Below are 21,599 nucleotides of genomic sequence, written 5' to 3' on the forward strand. Positions count from 1 at the left end.
GTGCCACACCGAAAGTCGCTTATTTCACGGACCTGAAACGGGGTACCGCAGAGCAAGTCTTGAACCCGCTGGAAATCCGGATACGTCCAGAAGACAAGATTTCCATACAGGTCAACAGCAAAGACCCCTTATTAATGAACCTTTTCAACCTTCCGATCATATCCCGACAGATTGGTACGACATCAGGTACATCCAATAGTCAGGGAATATCAGGATATACAATAAATAAGGATGGGGATATTGATTTTCCTGTGCTGGGACATATCCATGTGGCAGGAATGACACGCGCGGAGATCGCCTCGTATATAAAAGAGGAATTGGTTTCAAAGAATCTCGTGAAAGACCCCGTTGTTACAGTGGAGTTTATGAACCTGACCGTTTCAGTGTTGGGCGAGGTTGCCACCCCCGGACGTTTCAATATCGAAAAGGACAAGCTGACACTTTTGGAGGCCTTAAGCATGGCCGGGGACCTTACCGTCTATGGGAAACGGGAAAACGTGCTGGTACAACGGGAGGAAAACGGGAAAAAAACCCTGTATCAGGTCAACCTGAATTCGGGATATGACCTTTATGCCTCTCCTGTGTATTATTTGCAGCAGAACGATATCGTTTATGTGGAACCCAACTCAATGAAAGCACGGCAGGCGACCGTCAACGGCAATAACGTCCGCTCAGCCTCTTTCTGGATGTCATTGGCCTCGTTGCTGACGACCATTACCGTGTTGATTGTAAAATAATATAGAATCAGATATGATGACCGTAAATCAAAAGAATATAAAACCGGGGCAGCAGGATGATTTCCTGCGAATACAGGACCTGTTATACCTGTGCCTCGCAAGATGGAAGTGGTTCGTCTTGTCTTTAGCGGTAACGATCGGTGCCGCTACTGCCTATCTGTTACGCACTCCTGCCGTATATACACGTACCGCTTCGGTATTGATCAAAGAGGATTCCAAAGGCAAGTCGGTCTCCTCGGATTTGGAATCCTTCTCGGAGTTCGGGCTGTTTCAATCCGGTACAAATGTGAATAACGAACTCATCACCTTTCGATCACCGTCTTTAATGACCGAAGTGGTTAAACGGTTGCGTCTGGATATGAATTACTTCGTTCGGGGAAAATTCCACCGTCAGGTAGCCTATGGACTGACATTACCGGTGGATGTAACGATAAATGACTTGCCTGAGAATGAATCAGCCGGTTTTACGTTGGAAATACAGCCGGACGGTACGTTATACCTATCCGACTTTATACGTAACGGGACAGATCTTGAAGAAAAGGACGTAAAGGGAAGCTTGCTCGACTCCATCACTACGCCATTGGGAAAAATCATTATCCATACAACACCCAATTACGTGAAAGGCGAGGCATATACATTATATGTAGGCAAATCCAGTCTGTATAACGCCGTCAACTCCTGCTCGTCCAATCTGTCCGTTTCATTGAACAGCGAGAAAGCGTCAGTCATAGACTTGTCATTCAAGGATAACTCCACACAGCGGGCAGAAGATGTATTGAGCATGTTGATTTCCGTTTATAACGAGAATTGGGTGAAGGACAAAAACCAGATCGCTGTCAGCACCTCAATGTTCATCAACGAGCGTCTGGGCGTAATCGAACGGGAACTGGGAAATGTGGACGAGGATATCTCCTCTTACAAGTCAGAACATCTGTTGCCCGACGTGCAGGCGGCATCGAGTATGTATATGGCTCAAAGCAGTGCGGCCAACGCGCAGATCCTGTCCCTGAACAACCAGCTTTATATGACCCGTTACATCCGGAACTATTTAGCCAACGATGCCAACCGTACCCAACTGCTTCCGGCCAACTCCGGCATTGAAAGCGCCAATATTGAATCGCAGATTGCCGAATACAACAAGCAACTGTTGCAGCGCAACAGTCTGGTTGCGAACAGCAGCACGGAAAATCCGCTGGTCGTGGATATGGATCAGGCTCTGGCATCCATGCGTGGGGCGATAATCAGATCTATCGACAATCAGATAGTGACCTTGAATTCGCAGATAAAAAGTTTGCGGCAGACGGAGCAACAGACGACATCACGTATAGCGGCCAACCCAACACAGGCCAAGTACCTGCTTTCGGTGGAGCGCCAACAGAAGGTAAAGGAAGCTCTTTACCTATTCCTGTTGCAAAAGCGTGAAGAGAACGAACTCTCACAGGCGTTCACGGCTTATAATACCCGCATTGTTACCCCGCCACACGGCAGCATGTTGCCGACATCCCCTGTGCATAAAAATATCTTTATGGTCGCATTCGCTCTGGGGCTGCTCATTCCGATAGTCATTATCTTCATGCGCGAGAATATGAATACCCGTGTACGGGGAAGGAAAGACCTGGAAAACCTGACTATACCGTTCATCGGTGAAATTCCGCTGTTCACAAGAAAGAAAAAAGGGATATTAGGAAAGAAACCGCAGGAAGTCAAGGCCGTTATCGTCAAGGAGGGCAACCGTGACATCATCAACGAGGCATTCCGCGTATTGCGTACCAACCTGGAATTTATGACCGGCAAGGACAAGACTTCGAATGTCATCATCATGACCTCATTCAATCCGGGCAGCGGCAAATCGTTTCTGACCATGAACATCGCCGTGAGCCTTGCCATCAAAGGAAAAAAAGTGCTGGTAATCGACGGAGACCTGCGCCACGCCTCTGCATCATCCTATATCGACTCTCCTGACAAGGGATTGAGCGACTATCTGGGAGGTCGTATCGATAATCTGGATGAGATCATCGTACCCGATCCGAAACATAAATCTATGGATATACTACCCGTGGGAACGATTCCTCCTAACCCAACGGAATTATTGTTCGACGAGCGGTTAAAGCAGACAATCGATACTGTAAGGGAGCAATATGACTATGTGCTGATCGACTGTCCGCCCGTTGAACTGGTGGCCGACACGCAAATTATTGAGAAACTGGCCGACCGTACCGTTTTCGTAGTTCGTGCAGGATTACTTGAACGGAGTATGCTTGCTGAATTGGAGAAAATCTACGAGGAGAAAAAATACAAGAACATGTCCCTGATCTTGAACGGGACCGAGGGAAGTGGCGGTCGCTATGGATACCGTTATGGCTATCGATATGGTTATCACTACGGTTACGGCTCAGGATACCACTAAGGTTCCGACGGAAAACAGGGTGGGGATAAATGGATGATTATTAATTAAAAAAAATAAAATGTTTTATATAAAAATACTCGTATCATTGTGTGGCCATTCAGGAAACGTATATCGCTGAAAGATAGCGGTATATTCAAGAATTTTACCGACTGTCACTCGCACATTCTGCCGGGTGTGGACGACGGTGTGCAGACGATGGAAGAAGCATTGGAAATACTGCGCCTGTATGAAGAGTTGGGCATAAAATCCGTATGGCTTACACCGCATATCATGGAAGATATGCCCAACACCACACTGCACCTCCGGGAGCGTTACGCTGAACTTCAAGCCACCTATAGCGGTCCGATAAAACTGCATCTGGCCTCAGAGAACATGCTTGACAACCTCTTCGAGGAACGGTTGGAAAAGAACGATCTGCTGCCCTTGGGTGAAAGCGGTGACCATCTACTGGTGGAAACCTCCTACTTTAACCCTCCGATGGGATTGAACAACATTCTGCTCCGCATCAAGGCTAAAGGCTATTATCCCATTCTTGCCCATCCGGAACGGTATGTTTATATGGGTGAGTCGGATTATCAACAATTAAAAGACATGGGAGTGAAGTTTCAGTTCAATCTTCCGTCAATAGCGGGTATGTATGGCAACCGGATTAAGAAAAAAGCCATGCTGCTATTAAAAGAAAAGGCTATTACTCATATAGGAACGGACATTCACAATTACAATATATTTCAAAAGTTCATTTGTACGAGTATTACAAAAAATATACAAAACTGTTTAATTGATAGTCAGACTGTTATAGTTTAAATAGATTATAATTATCGGTTATTAAGACCTGTAGATTCTGTTTAACTTTTTCTCTCTAGGTGGATTTGCATAAAATACATACAAAAAAATCCAACAGGCTGGAATTCAATGGAAATTGTAACAATCGACTTGGAGCAGATACACACAATCTCTCTTTTATCCAAACCAGTCTTAAAATAAATCATTACACCCCTATCAAGCAATAGGCTTGCAACTTCAACATAAAACAACAATCCATATGTCATTAACAAAAGTTTTAGTTACTGGTGGAGCGGGATTCATCGGCTCCAATTTATGTGAGTATTTATTGGCTCACGACTATGATGTAATCTGTTTGGATAATTTTTCCACAGGTAAACCTGAAAACATTTTTCCATTTCTACAACGATATCCGAATAAGTTTAAACTTATCGTAGGAGATATACGGAATCTGAACGATTGTAAGAAAGCTGTAGAAAATGTAGATTACGTTATGCATGAAGGAGCATTAGGCTCAGTTCCACGTTCTATCAAAGATCCTATAACTACAAATGAAACTAATATATCGGGATTCTTAAATATGCTGACAGCCGCTCGCGATGCCAATGTAAAGCGTTTTATATATGCAGCAAGTTCTTCTACATATGGAGACAGTCAGTCTCTTCCCAAAGTAGAAGATGTGATTGGTAAACCGCTTTCGCCTTATGCCATAACAAAGTATGTAAACGAGCTTTACGCCGATGTGTTTGCCAAAACCTATGGAATGGAATGTATCGGCTTACGATATTTCAATGTTTTCGGTCGTCGTCAAGATCCATTCGGGGCATATGCTGCGGTGATTCCTTTGTTCGTTAAGAAATTCATGGCTCATGAGAGTCCTGTCATTAACGGAGATGGTGAATATAGCCGCGATTTTACTTATATAGACAATGTGATTCAAATGAACATGCTGGCTATGACCACGACAAATCCGAATGCAACCAACCAAGTATACAATACTGCTTTCGGAGAACGCACCACATTAAACCAGTTGGTCGGTTACTTGAAAGAATTTTTGAGTGAATTTGACCCCGAAATTGCCAACGTGAAAATAATTCATGGTCCCAACCGCTTGGGGGATATTCCCCATTCCTTGGCATGTATTGATAAAGCAAAATCCCTTTTAGGTTACAATCCTCAATACAGTATGCGTGACGGTTTGAAAGAGGCTGTCAAATGGTATTGGAAGAATATTTAAAGTAATAATAACAGATGAAATTATGAATGAAACTAAAATTTGCGTAATTGGTCTTGGTTACGTAGGGCTCCCTTTGGCTCGTCTTTTCTCGACAAAGTATAAAACGATAGGTTTTGACATGAACCAAGCTCGTGTGACTGCTTTGATGGCAGGTCATGATGCGACACTCGAAGTGTCAGATGAACTACTCCAATCTGCCCTTGCCAATGGTTTTAAGTGTACTGCCAATATAGAGGAAATCCGTGATTACAATTTTTATGTAGTTGCCGTTCCCACTCCGGTAGACAAAAACAACAATCCGGATTTGACTCCGCTTTACGGTGCCAGCACAACTGTTGGTAAGGTAATCTCCAAAGGGGATATTGTGGTGTATGAATCTACTGTTTATCCAGGTGTTACAGAAGACGAATGTATCCCGGTTGTGGAAAAAGTGTCCGGATTGAAATTTAATGAAGATTTCTTTGCTGGCTATAGCCCTGAACGTATAAATCCGGGAGATAAACTTCATACAGTAGAAAAAATCAAAAAGGTTACTTCCGGTTCTACGCCTGAAATAGGTAAGAAAGTAAATGAGGTATATGCTTCTGTAATTACCGCCGGTACACATCTCGCTCCTACGATGAAAGTAGCGGAAGCAGCCAAAGTAATAGAAAACTCACAGCGTGATATCAATATCGCATTTGTGAATGAGCTATCCAAGATATTTACTAAAATGGGCATTGATACACAGGATGTACTGGAAGCAGCTTCTACCAAATGGAATTTCCTGCCATTTAAGCCTGGGCTGGTTGGAGGCCATTGCATTGGAGTTGATCCGTATTATTTGGCTCAATGTGCACAACGTCACGGTTATAATCCTGAGATAATCTTAGCCGGTCGCCGAATGAACGACGGTATGGGGGAATATGTGGCCAACCAAGTTGCGAAATTGATGCTGAAGAAAGGAATACAGGTGCTCAACTCTCATATCCTCATATTAGGGTTTACTTTTAAAGAAAACTGTCCTGATGTGCGGAACACAAAGGTTATAGATATTTACAATGCTTTGCGAGAGTATAACGTACATATCACCGTATATGATCCTTGGGCCAATCCTGATATAGTTATGCGAGAATATGGAATCTCGGTAACGAACCAACATCCTTTGGATAAGAAATTCGATGCGGCAATTATAGCTGTAGCACACGAACAGTTTATAGGCTTTGATGTAAAAACGTTACTAAATGCTCAACACGTCATATTCGATGTTAAAGCTATCTTTGAAAAAAACGTTGTAGATGGTAGACTCTAATCGGATTGTCTCCTTTGACATATTGAAAGGGGGAGGAATTTTATTGGTCATCCTTGGTCATATACAAATCCCTTACATGTTGAAAACCGTTATTTACAGTTTTCACATGCCCCTTTTCTTTTTTGTGTCAGGCTGTTTCTTTCGTCCAATCAGTTTGAGAGAGTTTTTTGCAAAAAAGACCAGACAATTACTGATTCCTTGGGCCTTTTTTGCCTTTTTGTTGTTCGCATATTTGTTCGTTTTGAAACTTAACGAAACTCATAATTGGGCAAAAGCGATCTCGCTCCCTGTAACGAGTATGTTTGATGGTTTTCTCGGTGATGAAAACTCTTTTATTTTATTTCATGTAATTTGGTTTTTAATTTGTTTGTTCGAGGTTTCATTCGTTTATTTATTGATACATAAAATCACCCCTACAATAAAGCATTAACAATCAGCGCATTATGTATATTATTATATGGAGTAGGATATTGGTTAAATGCTAATAACATTGATTTGCCATATTTTATTGACACAACAATGTCTACCTTGATTTATTACCATCTTGGTTTTTGCTTCATGCGGAACAAATGGTACGGCATGAAGGTTTCACCGATATACTCATTATTCTTGCTTATTATCGCCATTGTTTTCATCGTTCTATTTCCCTCTTACGTTGACTTAAAATCAAACAATTTTCCATTGCATCTATTGTTGCTTTCAATGGTTTTTATTATGAATTTTTATTGGTTTATCAATTCATATTTTAATTCGAGAAAGCTGAAACTTATTCCATTGGATAAAATATTGATTTGGTGTGGAATTAACAGTTTGGCATTATTGGGGCTACATATATTATTTGTAGATACATTCTGGATCGTGCGCAATAAGTTACATCTTGTAAACTACAGTTGGACCATATTGGAATTTGCACTCATTGTTGCAATATGCTATTTTGCGACAACCTTAATAAAAAGATACATTCCGTCTGTATTAGGAAGATCATAAGCTTGCTATGAATAAGACATCGTCCGTAAATAATAAAAAAATATTCAAGAATACAGTGGCACTTTATGCACGTATGTTGCTGTCCATGATTGTATCACTATATACATCACGGATCGTGTTAAATGCACTTGGTGTAGATGATTATGGCATTTATGGACTTGTCGGCGGTATTGTTGTCCTATTTAGCTTTTTGAATGTAACGATGAGTGGAGCGACTTCACGCTTTCTTACAGTCGAACTTGCCAAAAATGACCCTCGACAACTCCAACAAACATTCAATACAGCCTTTATATTACATATAGGAATTGCAATTATAGTCTTGTTTTTGGCTGAAACGGTCGGACTTTGGCTGTTATTCGAAAAATTGAACATTCCAGATGAGAGAATGAGTGCAGCTGTTTGGGTGTATCAATTTTCAATAATTTCCTCAATGGTCAGCATCACTCAAGTTCCATACAATGCGACTCTTATTTCGCACGAAAAAATGGACGTGTATGCTATTGTGGAAATTGTTGGATCACTGTTGAAGTTGCTGATCGCTACACTTCTACTTATTACAGTATGTGATAAGCTCATTTTATATGGAGGACTTATGCTCTTATCTTCATTCTTGATTGCAATGACATATCGCATTTATTGCATTAGGCATTATGACGAATGCCGGATTAATTGGGAATGGAATAAGGTTATCGGCCGTTCTCTGTTTAGCTTTTCAGGATGGAATCTTTATTCCAATATTTGCTTTACTACTCGTCAACAGGGAACAAATATGTTGCTTAATATATTTGGCAGTACAGCTGTTAATGCCGCAGCCGGATTGGCAACAACTGTGCAACTGATGATTGAACAAGTATCAACCAATTTGGTAATGGCTTCGAGGCCGCAAATTATAAAGCAATACGCATTGACCGATTTCAATGCCATGATACAATTACTAAAGCAAACTACTTGTTTGGCAAATGTGTTATATCTGTTGGTTGCTATTCCTTTTATCTCTGAAATACATTATGTAATGAATTTATGGCTCGTGGAAGTTCCTCCATATACAATTGAATTCTGTATTTTATTGATAGTCTCAAGCTTCATATCATTGAATAATAATATTATATATATTGGAATACAAGCTGTCGGACGTTTGAAATTTTATTCATTTATGGCGGGGACAGTATCATTATCAGTCATTCCGATACTTTGGTTATTGTTTAGTAAAGGTATCGGCTTGACTTGGGCTTTTGGATTGCCTATAGTGAGCACATTATTGATTTATATCGTTTGCTCATATACACTCCATCATTATGTTGAAGATTTCAAACCGATACGTTTTTTCTTCACAACGATGGTAGTGAATCTTTTCATAAGTATTCCTTCTTTTACCGCAATCCTACTCATACAACATATCTTGGTTGAGTCCTTTACAAGAGTGATTATCGTGGCTCTTAGTTCTTCAATAATATTGGTTGTTCTGTCCTATTATGTGCTATTAGACAAAGAAAATAAGAAAAAAGTAAAAGCATTGATTTTAAACAAATTAAAACGATGAATAAAAACATACTTATAATTACTCCTTTTTTTCCGCCACAGACTCATGCTGCGGTATTTAGGGCATTTAAACTTGTAAAATATCTTAAACGTACAGGTTGGAATCCGATAGTACTGACGGTTAATCGTAATTATCTATATTTAGAAGATCCTGATTTGTTGGACGAAGTCCAAGACGTGCCTATTTATCAAGCCAATTATATAGAACCGACATTGCGCGGCCTTAGAATGTTGCTTGGAGGAGAAGATACTTCACTCAAAGCCATTACAGCCAAAGCAAAAACTATTGGTGCACAGTCAAAAAGCACGGATACAGTCACCTCTAACAAGCAATCTTTATTCGGTAAGTTTTATAAATATATACTAGACCGATGGATTCAAGTTCCCGACCGCTTTAGATTCTGGGAAAGAAGTGCCGTGAGGATGGGACGAAAAATAATTAAAGAACATGATATATCTATCATATATACCACTTGCCTGCCTTTTACCTCAAATAGAATCGGTATGCGACTTAAACATCTAACCGGAGTAAAATGGGTTGCTGATTTCAGGGATCCTACCACATACGCTAAGCGAATGTATTCTGATTATTTTCCTGTTTTTGCCAAGCAAAAGAAAATTGAACAAGATACTTTTAAATACGCTGATGCTATTACTGGTCTGTCGGGAGCATACCTGAATATATTTAATGATTTATATGAGGGACGATACTCAAATAAATCATATTTTATTCCAACTGGAGTAGATGATGATTATTTGCCTTCTTTTCAAAATAGAGAAAAAGAGAATTATATAATATTCGTGGGTGAATACCTCCATGAATATAAAGATAATTTCTTGAAAATATTTGCCGAAGCTGTCAATTCTAAGGAATTAAAAGGCAAGGGTTGCACCCTTAAAATTGTGGGTAATAAGAATATCAATCAAAAACAAACGGAAGAATTTGTCAATGATTTGGGAATCTGTAACAACGTGGAATATATCAATCATGTACCGCAGCGTAAATTGTATGAATTGATAGTTAATGCAAAAGCAGCAGTACTTATTCCCGGACACACGGCTTTATGGTGGACTAATTTCGCAAAAATGGTCGATTATATCGCATTACAAGTGCCTGTATTAGCAATGGTGCCCATGACTAGCGAAGCACGAACCGAATTGATAAAAGCAGGCATAGGTATTTTTATAGATACTCCTCAGCAAGGTGTTACTGTCATCAAACAAGTATTTAGCGAAAAATTTCCAATGACGGCAAACAAAGAATATTGCCGCCGTTACTTGGCATCGCAACAAACAAAATCTTTCATTGATATTTTCCAAAAAATACAATAGAGATGCATATAGCGTTTTTAACTACAGAATATCCGATATTGGGTATGAAATGTGGCGGAATCGGAATTTTTATCAAACATTTGTCTCATCTTATCGTTAAGAGTGAGACTGGTGTGAAGGTATCAGTTGTGTATTGGGGCAATAAGTTTACAGAAACTGTGTGGGACGATGGTATATCTGTGATACCTATAAACCAGCCTCATAAGTCTCCATTTTCTTCTTTTATCAATAGAAGGTATCTAAATAAAAAGTTAAATCTATTAGTGGCAAAGATTGGCATCGACCTCGTTGAATCTATCGACTGGGAGGGACCTTTGGCTTTTTGTAGTTTATCTGTACCAGTAGTTACAAGATTACATGGTTCAAATGTGTATTTCGATCATTTGTCTGGAAACAAAACTCCATGGAACGTACGGCTTATGGAATATAATGCTTTGCGTAATTCTGATGCCTATATAGGAGTTAGCCGACAGGCTCTCGACCTGACGGATAAATTATTCAGTCTGTCTTCGAATAAGAGAAAATGTGTAATATATAATCCTGTGGATATAAACATGCCCCCTCTTTCATCTAGTGACATGAACAAAAATACAATAACGATACTTTATTGGGGGACAATTGTTGAGAAAAAGGGGGTACTTGATTTGCCTCTTATTTTCAACAGGATATGCGAGCAAAACGACAATGTCAAACTCATTCTCATCGGACAGGATGCAGTAGTGAATGGTTCTTCGACATGGGAAAAATGCAAATCTCTCTTTTCAAAGCAATCGATCGGTTGTGTATCGTATTTAGGTCGCTTACCTTATGACAAGACTATGTCATACGCTAACAGTGCCGATATTTGCATATTTCCAAGCCATGCAGAAACTTTCGGTTTGGTCTTACTGGAGGCAATGTTACTGCGGAAGGCAATTGTTTGTTCCGATATCGATTGTTTTCAAGAGATTATAGGAGACAGTAACTGTGTTTGCAAATGCAGGGTGAAACGTATCGATGAATTTGCAGAGGCTTTGCAACGGCTAATCTCGAATCCCATTTATAGGTGTGAACAAGCCGACAGGGCTTATCTAAATGCAACTGCTAGATTCAACACCAACGAGATAGTGGCACAAAACATCGAATTTTACAATCGAGTTATAAGAGATAGCTCCAAACATCATGTAGAAGAATCCTAACTCAACTGCTTTATTAGAAAATTTAAACGGACTTTTTATTTATAAAATCACATATTCATACGAAGGGGAGTTAAGGCTTTTTTTGTATTGCCATCTTGAAGAAAGTCAAACATTTCAGTACAACTACGTAAAATATAGAAATGCTTCATTATAGTGAAATTTCTGATAGAGTATAATTCCTAAACGAAGTGATTAATTTCTTAACTCTTGATTCATATTATTCATAAACGCCTTATGCAAAAAGGGATAAGCATTATTTTGCCCACACTTAATCGGGCTGATTATCTGGCAAGTACAGTTGATTGCTTAATAGAGCAAGATTTTGGGGAGCCGTATGAAATAATTATTGTAGACCAATCGGCAGCCATTGACAGTACTATGTATAGTCGTGCAAAAGATAGTGATACATTGATTAAGTACTATCATGTGACTGAATTTAGAGGGCTACCTGAAGCTCGTAATTTCGGTGTGCAACACACACAATACGCCTACATCCTATTTCTAGATGATGATATCGAGTGTGACTGCAACCTGCTCAAAGAGCATTACAAGTTCTTGTCACAACCTGATATCGCAGTAGTGGCAGGGGGAATTACAGAAAAATATAAGAATAATCCCAAATCGAAAAATGTAGGCAAGTTCCATTTCTATACGGCAACTCCAGAACGGGGATTCCACATTAATCATAAAGAATATGTAGATCATGGCGGAGGTGGAAATTATAGCATAAAAAAAGACATATTTTTAGAAGTTGGTGGTGTTGATGAATATTTGAATTATGGAGCTGCTCTATATGAAGAAACCGAAATATGTTTACGAGTAAAGGAACTTGGATACAAAGTTTTTTTTAATTATGATGCTCATGTATGGCACTTGGCTGCTGATACAGGCGGTTGCAGGGTTCTGGATATCAATCGCTATATTGCTTCATTAGTACATAACCGGGCTTTATTGATTAGCCGTCATCTCAAATGGTATCATAGGCCGACTGCTTACATCTATTTGTTGCGTCTTGTTGCATCATACGCTTTTACTTACCGCAATCCCGGACTGTTTAGACTTTTTGCAAAAACTTATAAAGAAGGTTATAAAAAAGGAAAACTAACTCCTAAATATACTCATTATGCAAACATCTAACAAACACATTTTTATTGTAACCTATGATTATCCACCAAGTAATGGTGGTATTGCAAGGCTTTGTTTTGAACTGAAAAAATATTTAGAGAAAAAAGGACTGAATGTTACAGTCATTTGTCCCCAAAGTACTTCTACCGATGCAGAGGAGGATAATAATGTGGTGAGATTGCATGGAAGAAGAGGAATATTGGAGTTGCGTACATTGAAGTATTTACGCAAAAAAACTGTTCCCGGTGATATTGTAATTACCGGGAATTATCATCCAGAGGGAATGCTGTCTCTATTGTCAAACAGAGAAACCTATATATTGGCACATGGAGCCGAATATCTTGCCGGAAAGAGTTTTTTCCGACGCTGTATTTGGCCTACTTATCGACGTTTTATACTAAGAAACGCCTCTTGCGTGATTGCTAACAGTCATTATACAGAGACATTAGTAAAACATTGTTCTCCAAATGCTAAAACAATCGCTATTCCGTTAGCGGTTGATGCAATTCATTTTCGCCCTACTTGTGAAAAATATAAGGATGGCTTGCTACACCTCTGTTCTATTTCTCGATTGGAAAAATTTAAAGGACATGATTTTATTATCCGGACGATAGCTTCTTTACCGGCAAAGTATAAGCAACAAGTGCGATTGCATCTCGGAGGTAAAGGAAAATATAAGAGTGCACTTGAGCGGATGGTTACCGATTTAGGATTGTCAGATATTGTATCATTTGAAGGTTTCATTGATGATAATAAACTTTGCGATTTCTATTCAGCCTCGCATATATTCATTCTCTGTACACGTGAAGAAGCGGATAATAGGAATGTAGAAGGATACGGGCTTGTTTTTGCCGAAGCGCAAGCTTGTGGAACCGCCGTTATAGGTACTCGTACAGGTGGCATTCCCGATGCTGTCGAGGAGAATAATGGCGGTTGGTTGATACATCAGGACGCCCACGAAGAATTGGAGAATTTACTCATTAAGTTAATCGACGATAAATCTCTTGCTATAAATGAAGGTCGTAATGCACGTCGGCGCATAGAAGCTAAAATTACGTGGGAACATTATGTGGACCAAATTTGTGATGTCATTTTATGAGTATTAGTCTATATATAGCCTTATATTACAACTTGTTGCTGCTATTAGTTGTTTACATCGCTATTCAACCGGTCAGGGCAGAAACAGTAAGACAGCCTTATATCAACAACCAGATATTTAGCCTTGCTTTACTCTTGATTGTATATGTTCATGTAACTTTCCGACCGACCGATTATCACTACTTTGGAGATACTTCAGCTTATGCCATGGCTTTCCAAAAGAAAGCCTTCTATGGTACGGTTGCTATAAGAGATAGAGATATTGGTTTTGAGTATCTTACCTATTGGCTTTCACAACTCGTCAATTTAAAAGGGTATTGGTTTGTTCTTTGCTCATTATATATATTGCCTGTTTTCTTTGCTTTAAAGAAACGATTCAAACAACAATATGCTGTAGCACTAGTGTTGTTCGTTTGTTCTTTGAGTTTTTGGGGATACGGAGTAAATGGACTGCGTAACGGAATAGCTACATCGTTAGTTATCTTCTCTTTTCTTGTTCCAAACAACGATATTAAACGAATTCCTGTTTGGATTATAGCATGTCTTTTCCATCAATCCGTCATGTTGCCAATTGGCTGTTTCTTGCTGACCCGACTTTCAAATAATCCCAAACACTACTTATACTTATGGGGAACGTTTTTCCTGCTTATGCTTGTTGCACGTGATTCTTTCTCCACTTTGTTGACAAACATTCCTTGGTTTGAACAGGATAAAAGGATGTCTGAATATTTGAATATGTCTTATAAAGGCATGGAGCAAATGTTCTCTAATATTGGATTTCGCTGGGACTTCATTATTTATAGTTTGATACCCATTATCGCAGGAGTGAAATATATCTATACATATTGCTACGAAGACAAATTGTTTATCCGTTTATTTAATACTTATATAGCAAGTAATGCGTTCTGGCTATTGACCATTCATGTACCGTATAATAACAGATTTGCTTATCTATCTTGGTTTCTTTATCCTATAGTATTGATATATCCCTTGCTAAAAGATAACTTAATAAATAACCAGGGAGAACGAATAAAATGGATTATTCTATGTTATTATATGTTCACTTATGTAATGTGGATAAAATAAAATACAAAACAATAGAAAAAGATTTTTATGAAAGATTTAGTTACTGTATTTACACCGGTATATAATAGGAAGAATTTAATTGGAAATCTATATCAGAGTTTGTTGTCTCAAACCTATAAAAATTTTGAATGGATTATTGTTGACGATGGGAGCACTGATGATATTGATGAAATTATAAAATCTTATCAAAATGAAGATCGTATATTAATTCGTTTCATCAAACAAGAGAATGGTGGAAAACATAGAGCAATCAACAATGGCGTATTACATGCAAAAGGAGAATTATTTTATATTGTAGATAGTGATGACTATTTAACAAAAGACTCTATAGAACGAATAGTTTTTCATTATCAATATATAAAGAATAATGATAAATTTGCTGGAGTTTGTGGTATGAAATGCTTTCCAGATGGTTCTCGTATAGGGAAAGAGGTTACATGGAAAATTTTAAAAGATTCTTGGATTAACTATTGGATTATAAAAAATATAAAAGGGGATGTTGCGTTTGTTTTTAAAACATCAGTCCTGAGAAATTATTTATTTGACGATATACCCGGAGAAAAATTTTGTGCAGAAAGTTTGGTTCTAAACCGTATTGGAAAAAATTACCTTATGTTATTTTTTAATGAAAAAATATACATCGCAGAGTATTTATCAGACGGTTTATCTGTTTCATCAATCAAAAACAGAATGAATTCACCTAATTATGCCATGAGAATTTATTCAGAAATGGCATCACTAGATATTCCATATTTAAAAAAAATAAAAGCTCATATAAATTACTGGCGTTTTGCTCCTTGCTCTAAATTGAAAATGAAAAATAAAATAAAACAAATAGGAATTTCTAGTTATATTATTTTTATGCCTATTGGCTATTTGTTTCATATGAAAGATAAAAAAAACAATTATATAGATATTAGACATGTCGGATCTAAGCGGTAGAACTTTATTTAAACGGATTAAACCATTAATTAAGGTATTCGTTATAGTAGATTCATATCTTCCTAGGAAACTTAATAATTTTTTATTTGTAAGTTTAAGAGGTATTGGAGGAAAAGTTGGTATTGTGATTAGATACATATTGGTGAAAAATCTAGCAAAAAAATGCGGTGATAATGTTGTAATTAAAGAAAATGTATATATATCTAACATAGAGAAACTAGAACTGGGAGATAATATCAGTATTCATCCGATGTGTTATTTTGAATGTAGCGGAGGATTGATGATCGGAAATAATGTGTCTATTGCCCATTCAAGTTCAATACTAACAAGTACTCACACTTATTCTGATTTTAATTTACCTATTAAATATAATGAAATCCTAAAAAAAACGGTAGTTATCCATGATGATGTATGGATTGGTTGTGGAGTGAGGATTTTATGTGGAGTTCACATTGATACAAGATGTATAATAGGCGCAAATAGTTTGGTTAATAAAAGTGTTGACTCATTCTCTATTTATGGGGGAGTTCCTGCAAAAAAAATAAAATCTTTTCAATGAAAAAAAAGAAATTATTCAAAATAACAAATTCAGCTTATTTTCAAGTCCGGCAACTTCAAGGTCAATTGAATTATTTTTCCGCATATTTCGATGTCATTGCCGTTGCCCCTAAAGGAGAAGGTTGGGAGGAATTACAGAAGCAACAGGCACGTTGTATTCCGGTAAAAATGTCAAGAGCCATAAATCCGATTTTCGATTTAATAACTCTTTTCCAATTGGTAAAACTTTTTATCAAAGAGAAGCCGACTATTGTTCACTCGCACACCCCCAAAGCTGGTCTTTTGGGTATGTTAGCAGCATGGATAGCACGTGTGCCGATCCGTATGCACACGGTAACAGGCTTCCCATTGACGACGGCTACGGGCATAAAAAAACAAATTCTTCGTTTTACGGAACGGTTAACTTACGCTTGTGCCACAAATGTATATCCCAATTCACAAAAGATGTGTGATATTATTTGTTCAATGGGGATCGGCAATCCTAAAAAAATGCTTGTTATCGGTAATGGTGGTTCAAATGGAATTGATACGGCATTCTATTCGCGAAATGCTACACAAGATATTAAGATTTCAACTTTCGATTTCACGTTTGGTTTTGTAGGTCGTATATTTTATGAGAAAGGAATCAATGAATTAGTAGCTTCTTTTATTCGATTACAGAAAGATTATCCTAACATAGGATTACGTTTAATCGGCTTTATGGAAGAAAACCTTTATCCGGTTGATGATTGGGTAAAACAAGAGATTAGCACAAATTCTCACATTGAGTTTGTCGGCTTTCAACAAGATGTTCGTCCCTATCTAATGGGGTGTGAGGCTTTTGTTTTTCCCTCCTATCGTGAAGGTTTCCCTAATGTTGTCATGCAAGCTGGGGCCTTGGAATTACCACAAATCGTTACAGATATCAATGGTTGTAATGAAATAATTGTTCAAAACAAAAATGGAATAATTGTTCCACCACAAGACGAACACGCATTGTATAAAGCCATGAAATATTTTTTGGATAATCCTAATGAGGTAAAAAGAATGGCAAAGAATGCAAGGGCAATGATTACATCACGTTACGAACGCAATAAATTTTGGAAATTGATGCTTGAAGAATACTATCGGCAAATTAAAAATCGAATTAAATAACATCTATGCAAATCATACTGTTATCCGGCGGTTCTGGTAAACGCCTATGGCCGCTTTCCAATAATACACGGTCAAAACAATTTATCAAACTGTTGACTGCGCCCGATGGCTCGAAAGAGTCGATGGTGCAGCGGGTGGTACGGCAATTACGAGAAACCGGCATCTGTGATTCGATTACTGTGGCAACAAGCCAGTCACAACGGGATATCATCATCAACCAGCTTGGAGAAGAGATTCCTGTAGTTACGGAACCGGAGCGTCGCGATACATTCCCGGCTATCGCTCTCGCAAGCTCGTATTTGGCCTACAAACGAAAATGTTCCACCGATGAGATTATAATCGTCATGCCTTGCGACCCTTATACCGAAACAGGTTATTTTGAAACGATTCGCAGGATAGCGGATGCAGTGAAAAACAATGTAGCCGAACTAGTATTGATGGGAATTAACCCCACATATCCGTCAGCAAAATACGGATATGTAGTGCCAGTCAATGATGTACAGAACAAAGGAATATTTCAAGTATCACGCTTTACGGAAAAGCCAGATATGATAACTGCCGAGAAACTTATTTCAGAGGGTGCTTTCTGGAACGGAGGCGTATTCGCTTTTCGGTTGGGGTATATGACAGATATTGTAACCCGACACATCAAAACCGACACTTTTTCAGAAATTCGTTCTCGCTATGGGGAATTTCCGAAAATCAGTTTTGACTACGAAGTCGCTGAAAAAGCGCAGTCGGTAGCCGTCGTACCTTTTGCCGGAGAGTGGAAAGACCTTGGTACATGGAATACGTTGACTGATGAACTATCGGAACACACCATGGGCAATGTTGTCATGGATGAAGAATCCGAAAATACCCACGTCATCAACGAACTTGGACTGCCAATCATGTGCATTGGCACACGGAATCTAGTTATCGCAGCATCAAATGATGGAATCCTAATTTCGGACAAAGATAAAAGCGAGAACATCAAAACTTACGCTGACTGCCTACAACATCGGCCAATGTTCGAAGAACGTCGCTGGGGTGAATACAAAGTTGTCGATACCGCCGAGTTTTCCGACGGTTACAAATCACTTACCAAGCAACTGAAAATCAAATCCGGTAAGAGTATCAGCTATCAGGTACACCGCCATCGCGATGAAGTCTGGACGTTTATCGACGGCGAGGGAGAACTGGTACTCGATGATATCAGGTCGGTTATCAGCAGAGGCGATACGATTACAATCAAGAAAGGTGTTAAACATGCAGTCAGGGCTATCTCTGAATTGACGTTCATCGAGGTGCAGTCCGGAAATCTACTTGCAGAAGAAGACATTGAACAATTTGACTATAAATGGTAAAATCCTTCGTTAAAACCTCTGACAAAAGAATGAAGTTGGTTTACAAGAAAGTTATCGAACCTCAATTAGGCAACCTGATATCCATATTGAAAAAGAAATGATAATCTATAGCATTGATTATTATCAACAAGATCAAGATTGTACTCAATGTGGAAAACATTCGGAATGTATTTGCCGGTAAAATGATAAAATATCACTATCCATATGTAAGTAAGTATATATACCGGACACAGGATCTTGCGAAAGTAGCTTCGTTTTCAGATTCTAAACCGCAGAAACAGCATTACGCAAAAATTAATGGGTTGGAAAAACTTATTATAAATACTGGTAATGAACCTTTTCATTGATTTTTCTAATGAAAAAGACCATCCTTCAATACATGACCGATATCTATCAGGAAGATATTCCCAAACATATCCTTCAAGAAAACAAGATACGCCTGAATTCTTTTTTCCTGGAACAGGAATCCGTACAGAAGAAAGGGACTCAGTTTATATTCAGATATGCATTCTACTCCGTTGAGAAACCCCGAAAGATCACGAAGCAGCATCTATTGAAAGAATATGCAGGGGTGCCTTTGGAAAAAAGGAGCGTACAACCGGAACAAATACCCGATATGAAGCAATATAGTGATATAATACTGTATGGAGATGCCAGCTCTCCTGAAGCACAGCAACAGCTGGCGGAATACCTCCAACAACATAATTCATTAAAAGTCCAGTTGTCTTTTTTTGACAAGAGAAATGATTCCACTAGCAAGGATGAACAAGCCATCGCATATGCGGAACTACAGAAGGCGCTATTTTTTTGCCAAAGAAAAAAGATACCTCTCCTGTTCGTTTCCTTAAAAGGGATGATAGACGACATCCGTTTTCTCAATCTGCTGGAGGAGAGCCATGTCGATTTCAGATGTATCGATTTTCCATGGTTCTGCAAGGAGAATCTGCCTCTGATAAAGGCAGTTGTGCTATATGAAAAGTTGGAAATAAGAATAAATGTATAAGATATCAAGCTTACAGATTGGACTTCAATGTTGCAGCATTGAGGTTTATGAGAAACAATTCTAAATATATTTCTGTTTGGCGAAATCTTATTCTAAAAGGAACTCTAAATAAAAGAATCCACCTTCAGATATCTTTCTTCACTTATCCTCAAAGTATATAATCCAAACATAAATATCAGACCTATTTTCCCTATAACTGAGTAATAAAAAGATTATTCCCCAACACCGTAAACAAAGAAATAACAGAAGCACTTTAAAATGGTGTATCTAACTCACTTTTTTAAGGATAATATCCCTGTTACAGTTATCTGTAGCAGGTGATCCTTTCAAATTGGGCATTAGATGCACCCTTTTCCTTATTCCAACAAATGCGCCTCTTGTAACCTCACCAATTCCCAATACATCTTCAAAAACATCTCCAGATACACCTTCAGACTCGGGAAATAGACGAAAGACTTCCAGCAAAAGAAAGGCACATGAATGGCCGTTCATTCGGAACCTCCATTTCTGGATAGCGTTTCTTTGTCCATCCAAAATAATCTCTATCGGGACAGAACAATAAACAAAAGCATAAATATCAGGCAAAATTGTCCCGATAAAAGAATTATAACATGACTATTGAAGATGAAATCCTCCAATACCTGCACTATCATCCTCTATCAAACAGGGTTGAGATAACGCTTGGGATAACCAATCCTCCCAGTGGCAGGATTGTAAAAAGACTACTGGCCGATGCCGTAACCAAAGGAATGATAGAAGTACTCTAACAATAGTAGTGCCACTATTTTATAAGCAGCACTGCAATTGTTCCTTACCCCAGCAAATGCACCTCCTGTAACCTCACCAACCCCAAATACATCTTCAAGAACACCTCCTGATACACCTTCAGATCCGGGAAATAGACGAAAGACTTCCGGGCAAAAGAGAGGCACGTGAATGGCCGTTCATTCGGAACCTCCATTTCCGGATAGCGTTTCTTCGCCTGGTCAACCGCCATCTTGTTCAGTGAAGCCACGAAGTTAGCCTGGCGTATCGGATTCCATTTCGGGGTTTCAAGAATCACCATCCCATCTTTCCGCTCAGGAATAACCAAATATTCATCCTGCACGTTACGGACGTAATAGCACACAAAAGACAAGGCCTCATAGACATTATCCCCTACATGAATACCGATAACCCGTTCTTCAACCGGTGTACCGGCAAAGCATTCCGCAATCTGTTTCATGGCATACCCATGCAACAAGGCAGCATCAGAAGCCAACAGATAAGCCGGTGCGGTACGCTCTCCTCCCTTATCGATGGCAGCAAAGACAGAAGGACTCCAACAGAGATGGATGAGCTTTCCTTTTTCTTTCTCACGAAGGGAAGCGACACATAAACGGTTATCAAAGACCAAACGGGCTTCTTTCGTTTCCGGATGGAACTGGAACACGTTCCGTACCCTGTCCGGCTTATGGATATCCATCATCAGATAGCCCTGCCAACCGGACACGTGCTTTGTCTTCAAGACGGTTTCGCTTTCCTCCACATCGAAAAGATAAGACAAGAGCTTTTCTCGCTTACAACATACGAAGAGAGAAAGCTCGTCCTGTTCTTTCATCTGCTGCATATCCAAGGAAAGAACAAAAGCCAATTGCCAAGGAGTAAGCTCGGAAAAGCCATGTAATTCAATACAAGACAACGCATCCTTCTCCGGTGAGTAAACGACATATCCCCGGCCACCTATCTCATATCTCAACATGAAATCCCCCTGTTCAGTGGGATGATAATTCTGTAAAACGGTCTGATAATTCATAAAGCAAATATATTAAGTTAG

General features: G+C 38.9%; 19 protein-coding genes. 18 read left to right on the plus strand and 1 reads right to left on the minus strand.

Annotated features, from left to right (window positions below; translation table 11 throughout):
• The 18 genes from AB5903_RS12810 to AB5903_RS12895 form a co-directional block, all read left to right on the plus strand.
• A partial coding sequence (locus tag AB5903_RS12810; RefSeq protein ID WP_368117902.1) for a polysaccharide biosynthesis/export family protein occupies positions 1-737 on the plus strand: 737 nt, incomplete at its 5' end.
• A 16-nt stretch (positions 738-753) separates the two neighbouring features.
• A complete protein-coding gene (locus tag AB5903_RS12815; RefSeq protein ID WP_008782414.1) occupies positions 754-3,144 on the plus strand; it encodes a polysaccharide biosynthesis tyrosine autokinase in 2,391 nt (796 codons plus the stop codon).
• Between the two features lie 87 nt (positions 3,145-3,231).
• The gene (locus tag AB5903_RS12820) at positions 3,232-3,948 is read left to right on the plus strand and encodes a tyrosine-protein phosphatase (protein WP_005868841.1); all 717 of its coding nucleotides are present in this window, start codon (positions 3,232-3,234) and stop codon (positions 3,946-3,948) included.
• Between the two features lie 238 nt (positions 3,949-4,186).
• Positions 4,187-5,164, plus strand: a complete 978-nt coding sequence (locus AB5903_RS12825) for an SDR family oxidoreductase (RefSeq protein ID WP_005868843.1) — start codon at positions 4,187-4,189, stop codon at positions 5,162-5,164.
• A gap of 22 nt (positions 5,165-5,186) precedes the next feature.
• Complete coding sequence (locus AB5903_RS12830) at positions 5,187-6,455, plus strand: nucleotide sugar dehydrogenase (RefSeq protein WP_005868845.1); 1,269 nt, start codon at positions 5,187-5,189, stop codon at positions 6,453-6,455.
• A complete protein-coding gene (locus AB5903_RS12835; protein WP_005868848.1) occupies positions 6,442-6,885 on the plus strand; it encodes an acyltransferase family protein in 444 nt (147 codons plus the stop codon). Before AB5903_RS12830 ends, AB5903_RS12835 begins: the two co-directional genes overlap by 14 nt.
• A 564-nt stretch (positions 6,886-7,449) precedes the next feature.
• Positions 7,450-8,982 (plus strand): lipopolysaccharide biosynthesis protein, encoded by a 1,533-nt coding sequence (locus AB5903_RS12840; RefSeq protein WP_005868853.1) that lies wholly within the window; start codon positions 7,450-7,452, stop codon positions 8,980-8,982.
• Positions 8,979-10,313 (plus strand): glycosyltransferase, encoded by a 1,335-nt coding sequence (locus AB5903_RS12845; RefSeq protein ID WP_005868855.1) that lies wholly within the window; start codon positions 8,979-8,981, stop codon positions 10,311-10,313. The genes AB5903_RS12840 and AB5903_RS12845 overlap by 4 nt, the downstream gene beginning before the upstream one ends.
• Positions 10,314-10,315: 2 nt before the next feature.
• Positions 10,316-11,491 carry a glycosyltransferase family 4 protein gene (locus tag AB5903_RS12850; RefSeq protein WP_005868857.1) on the plus strand — a complete coding sequence of 392 codons (1,176 nt, stop codon included), beginning with the start codon at positions 10,316-10,318 and terminating at the stop codon, positions 11,489-11,491.
• Positions 11,492-11,725: 234 nt separating this feature from the next.
• Positions 11,726-12,628 carry a glycosyltransferase family 2 protein gene (locus AB5903_RS12855; protein ID WP_005868858.1) on the plus strand — a complete coding sequence of 301 codons (903 nt, stop codon included), beginning with the start codon at positions 11,726-11,728 and terminating at the stop codon, positions 12,626-12,628.
• The gene (locus AB5903_RS12860; RefSeq protein ID WP_005868860.1) at positions 12,615-13,715 is read left to right on the plus strand and encodes a glycosyltransferase family 4 protein; all 1,101 of its coding nucleotides are present in this window, start codon (positions 12,615-12,617) and stop codon (positions 13,713-13,715) included. Before AB5903_RS12855 ends, AB5903_RS12860 begins: the two co-directional genes overlap by 14 nt.
• A complete protein-coding gene (locus tag AB5903_RS12865; RefSeq protein WP_005868861.1) occupies positions 13,712-14,800 on the plus strand; it encodes an EpsG family protein in 1,089 nt (362 codons plus the stop codon). Before AB5903_RS12860 ends, AB5903_RS12865 begins: the two co-directional genes overlap by 4 nt.
• Positions 14,801-14,827: 27 nt before the next feature.
• Positions 14,828-15,742 (plus strand): glycosyltransferase family 2 protein, encoded by a 915-nt coding sequence (locus AB5903_RS12870; protein WP_005868862.1) that lies wholly within the window; start codon positions 14,828-14,830, stop codon positions 15,740-15,742.
• The gene (locus AB5903_RS12875; protein WP_005868863.1) at positions 15,723-16,301 is read left to right on the plus strand and encodes an acyltransferase; all 579 of its coding nucleotides are present in this window, start codon (positions 15,723-15,725) and stop codon (positions 16,299-16,301) included. Before AB5903_RS12870 ends, AB5903_RS12875 begins: the two co-directional genes overlap by 20 nt.
• Positions 16,298-17,434, plus strand: coding sequence for a glycosyltransferase family 4 protein (locus tag AB5903_RS12880; protein ID WP_005868864.1), 1,137 nt, complete (start codon positions 16,298-16,300; stop codon positions 17,432-17,434). The genes AB5903_RS12875 and AB5903_RS12880 overlap by 4 nt, the downstream gene beginning before the upstream one ends.
• 5 nt (positions 17,435-17,439) lie before the next feature.
• The gene (locus tag AB5903_RS12885) at positions 17,440-18,780 is read left to right on the plus strand and encodes a sugar phosphate nucleotidyltransferase (protein WP_005868865.1); all 1,341 of its coding nucleotides are present in this window, start codon (positions 17,440-17,442) and stop codon (positions 18,778-18,780) included.
• A gap of 355 nt (positions 18,781-19,135) precedes the next feature.
• Positions 19,136-19,783, plus strand: a complete 648-nt coding sequence (locus tag AB5903_RS12890; RefSeq protein WP_005868866.1) for a hypothetical protein — start codon at positions 19,136-19,138, stop codon at positions 19,781-19,783.
• Positions 19,784-20,394: 611 nt separating this feature from the next.
• Positions 20,395-20,550 carry a hypothetical protein gene (locus tag AB5903_RS12895; protein WP_005868867.1) on the plus strand — a complete coding sequence of 52 codons (156 nt, stop codon included), beginning with the start codon at positions 20,395-20,397 and terminating at the stop codon, positions 20,548-20,550.
• Between the two features lie 44 nt (positions 20,551-20,594).
• On the opposite strand, the gene AB5903_RS12900 is transcribed toward AB5903_RS12895, so the two are convergent.
• Positions 20,595-21,578 carry a hypothetical protein gene (locus AB5903_RS12900; protein ID WP_005868869.1) on the minus strand — a complete coding sequence of 328 codons (984 nt, stop codon included), beginning with the start codon at positions 21,576-21,578 and terminating at the stop codon, positions 20,595-20,597.
• Positions 21,579-21,599: the final 21 nt, after the last annotated feature.

This window comes from Bacteroides sp. 2201st1_D9_2201SCRN_220225 (assembly GCF_040928965.1).
Lineage (GTDB): Bacteria > Bacteroidota > Bacteroidia > Bacteroidales > Bacteroidaceae > Bacteroides > Bacteroides stercoris.

What these genes read in the sequence shown, in the direction of transcription:
- AB5903_RS12850 (WP_005868857.1), top strand. Translation starts at nt 10,316, where the DNA reads ATGCATATAGCGTTTTTAACTACAGAATATCCGATATTGGGTATGAAA.
- AB5903_RS12845 (WP_005868855.1), top strand. Translation starts at nt 8,979, where the DNA reads ATGAATAAAAACATACTTATAATTACTCCTTTTTTTCCGCCACAGACT.
- AB5903_RS12890 (WP_005868866.1), top strand. Translation starts at nt 19,136, where the DNA reads ATGAAAAAGACCATCCTTCAATACATGACCGATATCTATCAGGAAGAT.
- AB5903_RS12870 (WP_005868862.1), top strand. Translation starts at nt 14,828, where the DNA reads ATGAAAGATTTAGTTACTGTATTTACACCGGTATATAATAGGAAGAAT.
- AB5903_RS12825 (WP_005868843.1), top strand. Translation starts at nt 4,187, where the DNA reads ATGTCATTAACAAAAGTTTTAGTTACTGGTGGAGCGGGATTCATCGGC.
- AB5903_RS12840 (WP_005868853.1), top strand. Translation starts at nt 7,450, where the DNA reads ATGAATAAGACATCGTCCGTAAATAATAAAAAAATATTCAAGAATACA.
- AB5903_RS12830 (WP_005868845.1), top strand. Translation starts at nt 5,187, where the DNA reads ATGAATGAAACTAAAATTTGCGTAATTGGTCTTGGTTACGTAGGGCTC.
- AB5903_RS12875 (WP_005868863.1), top strand. Translation starts at nt 15,723, where the DNA reads ATGTCGGATCTAAGCGGTAGAACTTTATTTAAACGGATTAAACCATTA.
- AB5903_RS12865 (WP_005868861.1), top strand. Translation starts at nt 13,712, where the DNA reads ATGAGTATTAGTCTATATATAGCCTTATATTACAACTTGTTGCTGCTA.
- AB5903_RS12885 (WP_005868865.1), top strand. Translation starts at nt 17,440, where the DNA reads ATGCAAATCATACTGTTATCCGGCGGTTCTGGTAAACGCCTATGGCCG.
- AB5903_RS12900 (WP_005868869.1), bottom strand. Translation starts at nt 21,578, where the DNA reads ATGAATTATCAGACCGTTTTACAGAATTATCATCCCACTGAACAGGGG.
- AB5903_RS12815 (WP_008782414.1), top strand. Translation starts at nt 754, where the DNA reads ATGACCGTAAATCAAAAGAATATAAAACCGGGGCAGCAGGATGATTTC.
- AB5903_RS12835 (WP_005868848.1), top strand. Translation starts at nt 6,442, where the DNA reads ATGGTAGACTCTAATCGGATTGTCTCCTTTGACATATTGAAAGGGGGA.
- AB5903_RS12880 (WP_005868864.1), top strand. Translation starts at nt 16,298, where the DNA reads ATGAAAAAAAAGAAATTATTCAAAATAACAAATTCAGCTTATTTTCAA.
- AB5903_RS12855 (WP_005868858.1), top strand. Translation starts at nt 11,726, where the DNA reads ATGCAAAAAGGGATAAGCATTATTTTGCCCACACTTAATCGGGCTGAT.
- AB5903_RS12895 (WP_005868867.1), top strand. Translation starts at nt 20,395, where the DNA reads ATGACTATTGAAGATGAAATCCTCCAATACCTGCACTATCATCCTCTA.
- AB5903_RS12860 (WP_005868860.1), top strand. Translation starts at nt 12,615, where the DNA reads ATGCAAACATCTAACAAACACATTTTTATTGTAACCTATGATTATCCA.